This window comes from Kyrpidia sp. (assembly GCF_023512215.1).
Lineage (GTDB): Bacteria > Bacillota > Bacilli > Kyrpidiales > Kyrpidiaceae > Kyrpidia > Kyrpidia spormannii.
This window is the reverse complement of record NZ_JAILZZ010000004.1, coordinates 67,810-80,109: the sequence shown is the minus strand read 5'-3', so window position 1 is coordinate 80,109 and position 12,300 is coordinate 67,810. Positions and strand designations below refer to the sequence as shown.

The following is a 12,300-nucleotide window of genomic DNA, read 5'->3' as shown; positions in this document are numbered from 1 at the left end:
AATAACGGGATTGGCCCGCCCTGGAAGGGCGGACCGGCTTTTGCGTCACAGGATCTGAACCCGGTATTCCCGAAGCCACTGGTCCACTTGAACTAGGTAGGCGTAGAGCTGGGGGAGGCGCATCAGTTGCCCGAACCAAGGGATGTCGAATTCCCCTTCGGCCTGGAGCCATTTGTTCACCGACTCCCGGTGGATGAGTGGCAACAGGGGGGATGTGGGATCGGCGAGCACCTCTTGAAGGGCGCTTCGGCAGGCCCGGGCGAAATCGGGGTGATGGGTTTTCGGGAACGGGCTTTTTTTTCGCCAGAGCGCATCTTCGGGCAGGAGCCCTTTCATGGCCACGCGCAACAAGCCCTTTTCCCGTCCGCCGGCCATTTTTATTGACCAAGGCACATTCCACATATACTCGACCAAGCGGTGATCGCAAAAAGGCACCCGGACTTCTAGGCCCACCGCCATACTCATCCGGTCTTTGCGATCGAGGAGGACGGGCATCCAGTGAAAAAGGTTCAAGTAAAACATTTCCCGAATCCGGGCATCCTGGGGATTCTCTCCCGGCAGCCTGGGCACCGCATCCAGGGCTTCGCGGTATCGCCGGCGCACGTATTGCTCAGGTTGCAAATGGTCCACGAGGTCCGGGTGGAGCACCGAGATTCTTTCCTGCATTTTCAATGACCAGGGAAAAATATCCGCTTCAAGGGCCTCTTTTCGATGAAACCACGGATATCCGCCGAATACCTCATCGGCGCATTCGCCGGACAAAGCCACAGTGGCCTCTTTTTTGATCTCCCGGCAAAAGAGGAGCAGCGATGAGTCGACGTCTGTCATGCCTGGCAGATCCCTCGCCCGCACAGCCTCCCGCAGGGCGTCGGCCACAGCGCTGGGGGTCAGGGTGATGATCCTGCGATCAACCTGCAGAAAATCTGCCACTCGTTCCGCCCAAGGTCCGTCGGCGGTGGGTTGGAAGGCGTTGGGTTGGAAATACACGTTGTTATCCACATAATCAATAGAAAAGGTTCTCAGAGGCGGGCGGCCTTGGCGGCGAAACGCCTGGGCGGCAAAAGCGGTGATGGCGCTGGAGTCCAGCCCCCCGGAAAGAAGTGCGCACACCGGCACGTCGGACATGAGCTGCCGCCCGACTGTGTCTTCGAGGAGATCCCGCACAGTAGCAATCGTAGTTTCCAGGTCGTCTTCGTGAGGACGGCTTTCCAGTTTCCAATACTGGCGGTGGTGGAGGCCCCTTCGGTCAAAGAGCAAGGCCCATCCGGGCTTGACCTCATAGACGTTGCGGAATACGCCGTGGCCCGGAGTGCGTCCGGGTCCCAGGGCAAAAATTTCCGCCAGCCCCTCATTATCCACCTCGGGGCGCACGGCCGGGTGGGCGAGAAGGCCTTTCAGTTCTGATGCAAACACGAGGCCGTTCTCAAGAGGGGCGTAAAAGAGCGGTTTGACGCCGAGCCTGTCCCGGGCCAGGAACAATTCTTGTGCCTGTTCATCCCAAATTCCGATGGCATAGATCCCGTTGAACCGCTCGACGCAGGCCGGGCCCCAGTGAGCGTAGGCGACGAGTACCACCTCGGTATCGCACCGCGTGGCGAAGGTGTAGCCCAGTCTTTCGAGTTCGCGCTGTAGTTCGGCCATGTTGTACAACTCCCCGTTGTACACGATGACCAAGGTGCGTTCTCCCTGACGCCGGATCATGGGCTGCGCCCCGCCCTCCGGGTCGATGATCGACAGCCTCCGGTGCGCCAATCCGGCCCGGTGGGACATCCAGATGCCTTCGGCGTCGGGCCCCCGCCAATATTGAACGTCGGCCATGGCTTTCAGCACCGGCCGCTGTCCGGTGATTTCCACATTCCAATCGATCCAACCGGCAATCCCGCACATGTCGTCCCTACCCCCTTCGGGCGCCTGGCATCACCAGGTCGATCGCCCAGTCTGTGGTAGGGTATGCGGGGTCATATCGATGGGTGACGCCGGGGGTGACGCGGGAAACCTGTTGCCCAGCTGGCGGGGTCAGGCGATGAACTTTGCAACGAGAAAGGCTACGCCGGCGGCGAGACCGCCTACCACCGTGGTTTGCCAGGCGCTTTTCCAGGGCTTCACGCCGGTGAATTTACCCTTGACAAAGCCGAAGATAAAGAGAGCGATTAGCGTGACGACTACCGAGATTATCAGGGCAGTCACAGGATTGGCCATCAGCATGTAGGGTGCCAAGGGGATGATGCCGCCGGCGATGTACGAGAGGCCGATGGTGATGGAACTGTTTCGGGCCCGTTTGGGCTCGGGTTCTTCGAGACCCAATTCGAACTTCATCATGAAGTCGACCCACCGGCGGGGGTCCCGGCTCAGGGCGCGGATCACCGGCTCCGCTTCTTGCTCATTCAGCCCCCACTGAGTGAGGATGTCCCGGACTTCTTGTTTTTCCCGGTCGGGCAGCTCCACCACTTCGGTGCGTTCTCGCTCCAATTCGGCAAAATAATGTTCCCGGTCCGTTCGGGCCGCCAGGTAGCCCCCCAATCCCATGGCGATGGCTCCGGCGGCGATTTCTGCCACCCCTGCGGTCACGATCAACGTGGTGACAGAGACTGCTCCCGACAAGCCGGCCGCCAGGGCAAAGGGCACTGTGAGCCCGTCCGCCATGCCGATGACGATATCCCGAATGACGTCCGGAGCGGTAAAATGTTTTTCTACATGCGCAGTTTGTTGGGCCGATTGCTCCATGGGCCGTTCTCCTCCGTCGCGATGCATGTATCCACATGATTCACATGGTGTCATTGTACCACGGGCCCGCTCTCAAGACACGGTCGCCTAGGGTGTGACAGCCATCAAACATCTTGTGAAGAAGATGTGACAAAAAACCTTCCGGGGGCCGGTGATGCCCGGGAAGGTTTTGTCGAGGGCCGGAACAGGTTGTTTTTGTTCTTTTAGGCTTTTGCCGCTTGTTCGGGGGTGCGGCCCAACATTTCGGCGACCTGGGCGACGTCTTTGTCCCCCCGGCCGCTGAGGTTGACAATAATGATCTCGTCCTTTGGACGCTGGGCTGCCAGTTTGGTGGCATAGGCCACGGCGTGGCTCGACTCCAGGGCAGGAATAATCCCTTCGGTTTTGGATAAATTCAGGAAAGCATCCAGGGCCTCCTGATCGTTCACAGCGACGTACTGAGCCCGGCCAATGGCCTTGTAGTAGCTGTGCTCCGGTCCAACCCCGGGATAATCCAATCCGGCGCTGATCGACCAGCATTTTTCCGGGTCGGGCATAACATAGGAGCGGAATCCATGCAGCACGTCGACTTCCCCGACATTGAGGGGGGCGGCGTGATACCCCGTATCCAGGCCCTTACCGGCCGGTTCGACTCCGATGATTTTGACGGAAAGGTCCTCCACAAAGGGATAAAAGAGACCGATGGCGTTAGACCCGCCCCCAACCGCCGCCACCACATAATCCGGGAGCCGGCCTTCTTTCTCCAGGATCTGGGCCCTGGCTTCCTGTCCGATGACAGACTGAAAATGGCGGACCATCAAAGGGTAGGGGTGGGGCCCCACCGCCGACCCGAGCAGGTAAAAGCTGTCGGGGTGCCCGGCGAAATACATGAGTGCTTCGTCCACCGCTTCTTTCAGGGTGCGGTTCCCGGATGTGGCGGGGATGACCTTGGCCCCGAGCAACTCCATGCGGAAGACGTTGAGCGCCTGGCGCTTCATGTCCAGTTCGCCCATAAAAATCAAACATTCCAATCCCATGAGCGCCGCGGCGGTGGCGGTGGCCACCCCGTGTTGCCCGGCCCCGGTTTCGGCGATGATCCGCTTTTTCCCGAGGCGTTTCGCCAGCAGGATTTGGCCCAATGTGTTGTTGATCTTGTGGGCTCCGGTGTGGTTCAGGTCTTCCCGCTTGAGGTAGATCTTGGCTCCGCCCACTTGGTCCGACAGCCGCTTGGCCAAATACAGGGGGTTGGGCCGGCCCGCGTAGTCCTTGTAATAGGCCTGGAGCTCGGCGTTGAAGTCCGGGTCGTCTTTGTAACGGGCAAAGGCCTCGGCCACCTCGTCCAGCGCCTTTTGAAGCTCCGGCGGCACAAAGCTCCCCCCGAAAGTCTGATCCCCTTCACCAAAAATGCCAGTTTTCTCGTCCACTTTAAGAATGCTCAACGTCTCTCTCCTCCACTCTGCTCGCCTTTTCGCCGGGGCAAAAAGCGCCTCATGGTTCTATGGTATCAGATTGGCCCTGGGTTTGTCTGTGGTTTTGCGGTAACCTTTTATTGGTCGGGCGCGTCCTTCTGGTAACAACGCTCCAAGGGCGGCCTCAGCGGGGAGGGCGGAACCTGTGGACGAGGAAAAGCGCCGGGAACAATTGGTCCGATGGATGCGGGAACACGGTGAAGCGGTGTTGCACCTGGCGTATTTTTACGTCCGAGACCGCCATATGGCGGAAGATGTGTTTCAAGACACGTTTCTGCGCGTGTATTCAGAGATGGATAAACTGCGGGATGAAGGGGCGGCCAAAACCTGGATCCTGCGGATCACCGCAAATCTGTGCCGAGACCGTTTTCGGTCATGGGTGTATAAAAGGGTGCTTTTACCCGGCGACGAAAATCTGCCCCAGGGGGTGGCCGCCTCCGCCGAGCAGGAGGCCGTGGCGTCTTTGGAGCGGCGCAGGCTGTTGGACCTTATGTTCCGTCTTCCCCTCATGGATCGCGAGGTGTTGATCTACCATTACTATTGCGAACTCAAAACGAACGAGATTGCCCAGGTTCTCCGCATTGATTCCGGTGCAGTGCGGGTGAGGTTGCACCGGGCCCGGCGGCGGTTGAAAGACATGTTGCGCGAGGAGGGATCGGCGGATGAACGACGATCTCACGCGGAAGCTGGAACAGATGGCTGAGGATGCCCGTAAAACGGTGTTTCGCGGGTGGGGAGTGTCTGAGGATCTCATCGAGCGGACGTTAGCCCGGGTAGAAGCGCGCAACAGACGGCGTTCGCGATGGGCGGCACGGTGGCTGCTGGGGGTGGCGAGCGTCTTGCTCGCACTGGCCGGAGTGGGGGCGACGACGCTCTCTGTGCTCAGACAGCCGTTCGGCCGAGATGTGGGCCGGCCGGCCATTGAGTCCGTAGCAACTCCTCCGGCCGGGGCGGGGGGAGCCAACCAAACTGAGGAGCGGGTGAACAGTGAGCCGGCGGCGACCACGGCAGCCGTGGATATCGCCCCTCCCCAGCCCCACGCGGCGATCGACCCGGCGGTTCTTCCGGTGGCCCGGGATGTGGTGAGCCGAAGCCTCGTCCCGGTGGTTCTTCCGGGAGTAGTGCCGAGACCCGCCGTCCCGGGATTGACCGGGAGCGAGGGGCGGGTGAAGGTGACGGACCAAATTCTTGAGAGCGGCTACTTGGTGGAGGCGGGGTGGTTAAACGGGGGGGAGCCGGATTCAACCCCCATTTCTGAAGCCAACCGGCTGGTGTCCTTTGGAGGCACGCGGCGGGATGCGGCCCCGACGACCTTTCTCGACACGGTGAGAGATCGGCTGGCCGCCGTGGATCCAGTGGTTTTGGATGGCGGTTTTCCGGCCCGGCGCTTGGTTTTGAAAGATACCGGAGGAGATGTTGTCACATGGAGCGCCGGAGGATGGACCTACGTAACGGCTGGTTTATTTCGGGGCCGCCCCGGGGATGTGGCGGTTACGGAAGCCAGCCGTTTGGCTAAAGATCTGGCCTCGGGGGCGCCGGTGGCACCTGGCGCGGCCCAGGGCATGATTCAGGTGCTCGATTTGGGCAATCGGCCCACCGTAGAAGTGAATTGGACCTACGGCGGCAAGGTGTGGTACTCCGTATCCGGCATTTCGGTGGCGGAGGTCCTGAGCGTGGCCCGGTCGATGCGCCCGGTGCCCCCTGCGTCGGCACCCCGGATGAAGGTGCCGTTTGTCGAGGAGTGGAAGGATCTGTCCCGGCAGCCCGGGCCGCCGGCGCTCTTCTCTCCCCCGGCTCCCGCCGTTCGCCTGTCCCAAGGGGTGGCCGCCGACCGGCAGTGGTTGGCTTCCCACGGAGTTCACCTCGGAGCTTGGGCGCGGGAGGACCATACAGGCAGTCGACTTTACGTGACGGGTGCGATGGTGGCGGATGTCACCTTTGAACGGGGAACGTTGGTGGTGGCTGTGACGAAAACCCCTCACGGTGAAGGAGCTGAAAGTGTCATCTGGAGCAACTACTGGGTGCCGGTTACACAATCGATCCGGGTGGTGGATGACGCGGGACGAGTGTTGGTGGAGATTCCTGTATCCCCATGAATGCGGGACGGGGCGTTTACGCGCCGGACGTTCCGGTTGTGGATAGACGGTACAACCTCTCGGTAGGAAAAAAGGGGGCCTGGTGGCCCCCTTTACGCGAGGGACGGGTTCTTGTATGCTAGAAACAGTTGTACAATATGAACACATGTATAAGATTCGGACGTTCCGCCGGGAGGTGAGCCTGTGAAGGTCGGTGATTGTTATACACCGGGTGCGGCAATTCTGGCCCCGGGTGACACCTTGGCGGACGTGATGAGAGCGTTTTTGCGTCACCGCCTGGATATCGCCTGTGTCCTGAACGATCGCGGCCATCTGGACGGCATTGTCAGCAAGTACGCCCTTTATCGCGCTTTGCTAGCCGGCGCGGGCCTGGATTCACCGGTCGGGTCCTTGGTGCGTCGGGACGTGGTGGTCCTGCGCATGGAAGATTCGCTGGAGTCGGCCAAGGACACCCTTCTTCACAGCGGGGTGGGTCACGGCGTGGTGGTGGACGGGAAGGGGCAGGTCTGTGGTGTGATGGGCAAATCGGACATTATCCGCGGCTTTTTGCTTGACACGGAGATGCGCGCCCAGCAAGTGACGGTTCTGCTGGATCACTTGCAGGAAGCGGTGGTGTTCATCGACCGGGAACAGCGGGTTCAGGCGATGAACCAGGCGGCGGAAGCCCTTTTTCACGTGGACAAAGATGTGGTCTTGGGCACCCCGGTGGCCAAATGGTTGCCCGAGTTGGCGGGGGTGGTGGCGGACGCCGTGGAGCGTTCGATCGCCCTTCCGGCCGGACGGTTGGAAATTGGCGATACGGTCACTCTCACGTCCGTGTCGCCCATCGGGGGGAGCCGGAATGCTGCGGGGGCAATGGCGGTAATTCGGGATATCACCACGTTGGAGGCCATTGCTGAGGAATTGGAAACGACAAAAAATCTTCAGCACACTCTTCAGCACGCCGTGGCCTTGTCCTATGATGGAATTGCTGTGGTGGACCCGGAGGGCCGGATTACCGTGGCCAACGACGCCCTGGCCGAGATCCTCGACGCCGACCGGGAGAGTTTGGTGGGTCGGCCGTGGGGGGAGGCGGTTCCCGATGTCTCCCTTCGACGAGTCCTGGAGGGGCGGGAAGTGGAAGGGCAGGTGTATACGCTCCGGGGCAGGCCATGTCTGATCACCCAAGAACCCATCGAACGCTCGGGTAAATGCGTCGGGGCGATCATCAAGGTGATCTGGCGCCGCCTGGACGAATGGCGGGATCTTTTCCGCAGGCTCGAACAGTTGGAGCGGGAGGTCAATTACTACCGGGGCGAGTGGCAGCGGTCCCATCGATCCGCCTCGGCTTTTGATGCCATTGTCGGCCGGGACACGGCTATGGAAGCGCTCAAACGCGAGGCCCGTCTCGCGGCCAGCACCACTTCCACCGTGCTGATCACCGGGGAGAGCGGAACCGGGAAAGAACTTTTTGCCCGGGCGATCCACCAGGAGTCGGGACGTCCCGGGGCTTTTGTGGCTGTCAATTGCGCCGCGGTGCCGGCGGAGTTGTTGGAGTCGGAATTCTTCGGTTATGTGGAAGGCGCATTCACCGGGGCGCGCCGGGGTGGAAAACCGGGAAAGTTTGAATTGGCCGACCGAGGGACCCTGTTCTTGGACGAGATCGGGGACATGCCCTTCGCCCTGCAGAGCAAGTTGCTGCGTTTCTTGCAGGAGCAGGTGTTTGAGCGGGTTGGGGATGTCCGCCCTCGACAGGTGGACGTCCGGATCATCGCCGCAACACATCAGGATCTGGAAGAGATGGTACGAAACGGGATGTTTCGGGAGGATTTGTACTACCGCATTCATGTCGTTCATTTGAAGATTCCGCCGCTCCGAGACCGGCTGGGGGATCTGCCGCTTTTATGTCAAGCCCTGATTCAAAAATTGAATGGCAAACTCAACCGGCAAGTGAAGGGCGTATCCCCGGAGGCTTTTGAGCGGCTCCGGGCCTACTCCTGGCCGGGGAATGTCCGGCAGTTGGAAAATGTCCTGGAGCGGGCGATGAACCTCGGGGTGTCGGATATGATCGACGTGGCAGATCTCCCCAAGGAGATGCGGGAGGTAAATTCGCGAATTTCCCGTACTCCGGAACCGGCCGGGGCGGAAGGGCCGCCCAGGCCCCGGGGCCGCAGTCGCGAAGCGTGGGAGAAGGAATGGGTGCTTGGCGCCCTGGAAGAAGCAGGTGGAAATCGCACCCGGGCCGCTCAAATCCTCGGAATCAGCCGGTCGACCTTGTATCATAAACTGCGAAAATACAGGATTGAAGAGGAAGTTCGTTTTCGCCTCGGCGCAACATGATGGAGGGATTCGCGGTGAAACATGTGGTGAAAGGCTTTGAACACGTGCCGGGCGTTCATTGTGGGTCGACGGCTTTGGCCGATGTGCTGAGGTTTTATGGCCTCCCGTTGGACGAAGCCGCATGTTTTGGCCTCGGGTCGGGATTGGATTTTATCTATGTAGAATCGGACCAACTATCTCCGACCCGCTTTTTTAATGGACGGACGCCATCTTTGGAGCCTACGTTGTTTCAACATCTGGGACTTGATGTGGATTGGAATCGTTCGGAAACCTTTCCCTGGTCAGCCATCCGGCAGTACGTGGCCCGGGATATTCCGGTATTTGTGCTCACCGATTTGTATTACCTGGATTACTACAAGACCAAGACCCACTTTTCCCTCCACGGCGTGTTGGTGGTCGGATTTGACGACGAACGGGGGGTCTGCCTCACGGCGGATACGGACCGTGAAGGGATTCAAGAAACTTCCATCGAGTCGCTCCGTCTGGCCATGTCTTCCACCGAAGGGGCGGTCCCCCTTTCTTACCCGTGGTTCGCGGTGGAGGCGCTTCCGGAGGTCGACCTCTCCCGGGCGGCCCGCCGGGCCATCGCCCGGACTGCTTCCCGGATGGTCAGTCCGCCGGATGCAAGTACGGGGATTCCCGCCATGGAGCGGTTTGTGGAGGGCCTCCCTGACTGGGGGGAACTTGCCGATTGGAAATGGGCCGCGCGGTTCGGATACCAGGTGATCGAGCGCCGGGGCACCGGGGGCGGTGCCTTCCGGGCGATGTATGCGCGGTTTCTCTCCGAGGCCCAGTCGCGGTTCGGCGTGGAGGAACTTCGGGAGCTCCAGGCGTCATGGCGAATGGAGCGCATCGCCGGCGGATGGCGGGAGTTGGGCAAGGAATTTCGCCGGATCAGCGAAGGTCAACAGCCGAAGTTCGCCGCTGCGGCGGTCTTGGCCCGGGAGCTGTTGGAGCAGGAGCGCCAGTTTTTTCAGGATCTGTATTGCCGTTTTGTCCCGGGGCCGTGATCGGGCTGAATCGGCACGATTCTTGCTTAGGAATTCTCTCGGGCATGTCCAGAAGTCTCCAGCGAACCCCGGGGGTGAAGGCCGGGCCACCGGCGCCCGGCTGCGGTTGTTCAAAGGACGGCTCGTATGATAAATAAACAAGTGTACAGGATTTCGAACAGGTGATGCACGATCGAAGGAGGAGGTTTGGCACTGTGACCTTTCGTAAAATTCTCGTCGCGAACCGCGGGGAGATTGCTCGGCGGATCTTTAGAACCTGCAGGACCATGGGGATCCAGACGGTGGCCGTGTACTCCGAGGCGGACAAGGGTGCGGTTCACGTTCGAGAGGCCGATGAGGCCGTGTATATTGGCCCCCCTCCCGCCGCCCAGAGCTATCTCAATATGGACGCCGTCATCCGGGCGGCCAAAGAAACCGGGGCGGAAGCCGTTCACCCGGGTTATGGATTTTTATCGGAAAACGGGGATTTTGCAGAACGGTGCCAGAGGGAGGGACTGGTGTTTATTGGCCCGTCACCCGAAGTCATCCGGGCCATGGGCAGCAAAATCGAAGCCAGGCGGCGGATGCAGGCGGCGGGTGTTCCCGTGGTGCCAGGTACCGAACGTCCGGTAGACACTTTGGAAGAAGCGATGGAGGCTGCAAAAGGGATCGGATATCCGCTGATGGTCAAAGCCAGCGCCGGCGGGGGCGGGATCGGGATGAGCCGGGTGGAGACACCGGAAGAACTGAAAAAAACCTTTGAGTCCACCCGAGCCCGTGCGGTAAATTTTTTTGGGGACGGAGCGTTATTTCTGGAAAAGTGGGTGGAGGGGCCCCGGCATATTGAGGTTCAGGTGGCGGCCGATGCCCACGGGAACGCGGTTCACCTATTCGAACGGGAATGTTCGGTTCAACGCCGACACCAAAAAGTGGTGGAAGAAAGTCCCTCCCCCTTCTTGAACGACGCGATGCGGGAGCGCCTGACGGCGGCGGCCCTGCGGGGGGCCACGGCCATCGGCTATCGCAACTTGGGTACCATGGAATTCCTCTTTGATGCGAAAGGCAACTTCTATTTTTTGGAGATGAATACCCGGCTTCAAGTCGAACATCCGGTGACGGAGCTGATCACAGGGCTGGATTTGGTGGAGTGGCAGATCCGGATCGCCGCCGGAGAAAGGTTGCCTGTTCTGGAGACGCCCGCCCGGCGGGGGGCGGCGGTGGAGTGCCGGGTGTACGCGGAAGACCCCGTCCGTTTTCTGCCTTCACCAGGGACCATTACCGCCTTGGCGTGGCCCGAGGGGGTCAGGGTGGATACCGGGGTGGAGCAAGGGTCTGCTGTGACGCCGTTTTACGACCCGATGATCGCCAAGATTATCGCGCACGGGTCCACCCGGGAGGAGGCCCTGGCACGCATGGAACGAGCCTTGTCCGAAACCAGGATTGAGGGCATTAAAACGAATCTTCCATTCCTGTTGGAGGTGATGCGGAACCCTGAGTTTCGGCGGGGAAGCTATGATACGGGACTTGTCCAAAACATGCAAAACGGCAAGGCGTGAGGGGCTTTCATCTCGGTTGTTTCTGATCATTGCGCGCAGTCTAAAAAAGGGGGGGCGAATCCAGTATGGCTGAAGTGAAGGCGAGTATGGGCGGCACGGTGTGGAAGGTTTTGGTCAAACCCGGGGATGTGGTGGAAGCGGGTCAGGACGTTGTAATTCTGGAATCGATGAAAATGGAAATTCCGGTCACGGCTGAATCCGGGGGCAAAGTGGTGGAAGTGTGCAAGGGCGAGGGCGAATTCGTGCAAGAAGAGGAAACCCTGGTTCGTCTGGAGCCGTAACACTTAGCCCGCCACGGGCCAGGGGTCCGGCGGGAAGATGATCGGGAGTCGGGGGGAGACGGCGGTGGCAGAAGAGAATCGCGACAATGAAATCCGGGATCCGGTTTTGGTGGAGACCGACGGCCCGGTGGCGATGGTGATCTTGAATCGACCAGAGGCCATGAACGCCCTGAATTTTGAAACCCTGGTTTATCTTGGCGATATCGTTGAAGATCTGCGGGGGCGGAGAGATATCCGGGCGGTGATCTTTACCGGCAGAGGGCGTGCCTTTTGCGTCGGGGCCGATCTTAAGGAGAGGCGTACCCTGGATGAGTGGCAGGTTCGGCGAAACGTTCGCAAAATCCGCGACGTGTTCACGGCAGTGGAGCGTTTGCCCCAGCCGACCATCGCGGCGATTCACGGGTATGCCTTTGGCGGAGGATTTGAATTGGCACTTGCGTGCGATTTCCGCTTTGCGGCAGAGGAGACGGTCATGGGACTCACGGAGACGAGTCTGGCGATCATTCCCGGGGCCGGGGGCACTCAGCGGCTGCCGCGGTTGATCGGTCCCATGCGGGCCAAGGAATTGATCTTTACGGCCAGGAGGATTCGGGCCCCGGAGGCCTACGATCTGGGGATTCTCACCGGGTTCGGGTCCGATCCGGTGGCCGAGGCCCGGCGACTGGCCAAAGAGATCGCCGAGAACGGGCCCTTAGCCGTTGCCCAGGCAAAATTCGCCATCGACCGCGGTCTGGATGCCAGTCTCGCGACTGGGCTGGAGATCGAGTCGTCGGCCTACGAGGTGCTGATCCCGACCCGGGACCGGGTGGAAGCGCTGGAGGCCTTTAAGGAGAAACGCCCACCCCGCTTCCGGGGGGAGTGAGCAGATGGCGTTGGTTTCAGCGGGC

10 protein-coding genes are annotated in these 12,300 nt (G+C 60.5%); 7 read left to right on the top strand and 3 right to left on the bottom strand.

The window, feature by feature from the left end:
- Nucleotides 1–45: 45 nt before the first annotated feature.
- The 3 genes from asnB to trpB all read right to left on the bottom strand — a co-directional run bounded on the left by asnB (nt 46) and on the right by trpB (nt 4,136).
- Nucleotides 46–1,887 carry an asparagine synthase (glutamine-hydrolyzing) gene (gene asnB, locus K6T64_RS03150; RefSeq protein ID WP_288008526.1) on the bottom strand — a complete coding sequence of 614 codons (1,842 nt, stop codon included), beginning with the start codon at nt 1,885–1,887 and terminating at the stop codon, nt 46–48.
- A gap of 129 nt (nt 1,888–2,016) precedes the next feature.
- The gene (locus K6T64_RS03145) at nt 2,017–2,724 is read right to left on the bottom strand and encodes a VIT1/CCC1 transporter family protein (RefSeq protein ID WP_288008525.1); all 708 of its coding nucleotides are present in this window, start codon (nt 2,722–2,724) and stop codon (nt 2,017–2,019) included.
- A 203-nt stretch (nt 2,725–2,927) separates the two neighbouring features.
- Nucleotides 2,928–4,136, bottom strand: coding sequence for a tryptophan synthase subunit beta (gene trpB / locus K6T64_RS03140; RefSeq protein ID WP_483306127.1), 1,209 nt, complete (start codon nt 4,134–4,136; stop codon nt 2,928–2,930).
- A gap of 181 nt (nt 4,137–4,317) precedes the next feature.
- Between trpB and K6T64_RS03135 the strand changes: the two genes are divergently transcribed.
- From K6T64_RS03135 to K6T64_RS03105, 7 genes are all read left to right on the top strand, one after another.
- On the top strand, nt 4,318–4,875 hold the full coding sequence (locus K6T64_RS03135; protein WP_288008523.1) for a sigma-70 family RNA polymerase sigma factor: 558 nt from the start codon (nt 4,318–4,320) through the stop codon (nt 4,873–4,875).
- The gene (locus K6T64_RS03130; RefSeq protein WP_288008522.1) at nt 4,835–6,268 is read left to right on the top strand and encodes a hypothetical protein; all 1,434 of its coding nucleotides are present in this window, start codon (nt 4,835–4,837) and stop codon (nt 6,266–6,268) included. The genes K6T64_RS03135 and K6T64_RS03130 overlap by 41 nt, the downstream gene beginning before the upstream one ends.
- Nucleotides 6,269–6,451: 183 nt before the next feature.
- Nucleotides 6,452–8,587, top strand: coding sequence for a sigma-54-dependent Fis family transcriptional regulator (locus tag K6T64_RS03125; RefSeq protein WP_288008520.1), 2,136 nt, complete (start codon nt 6,452–6,454; stop codon nt 8,585–8,587).
- A 14-nt stretch (nt 8,588–8,601) separates the two neighbouring features.
- A complete protein-coding gene (locus K6T64_RS03120) occupies nt 8,602–9,597 on the top strand; it encodes a BtrH N-terminal domain-containing protein (RefSeq protein WP_288008519.1) in 996 nt (331 codons plus the stop codon).
- Nucleotides 9,598–9,761: 164 nt separating this feature from the next.
- Complete coding sequence (locus tag K6T64_RS03115; RefSeq protein WP_483306126.1) at nt 9,762–11,132, top strand: acetyl-CoA carboxylase biotin carboxylase subunit; 1,371 nt, start codon at nt 9,762–9,764, stop codon at nt 11,130–11,132.
- A 65-nt stretch (nt 11,133–11,197) separates the two neighbouring features.
- Entirely contained in the window at nt 11,198–11,413 is a 216-nt protein-coding gene (locus tag K6T64_RS03110) for an acetyl-CoA carboxylase biotin carboxyl carrier protein subunit (RefSeq protein ID WP_100669132.1), read from the top strand.
- Nucleotides 11,414–11,450: 37 nt separating this feature from the next.
- Nucleotides 11,451–12,275, top strand: coding sequence for an enoyl-CoA hydratase-related protein (locus K6T64_RS03105; protein ID WP_415270897.1), 825 nt, complete (start codon nt 11,451–11,453; stop codon nt 12,273–12,275).
- Nucleotides 12,276–12,300: the final 25 nt, after the last annotated feature.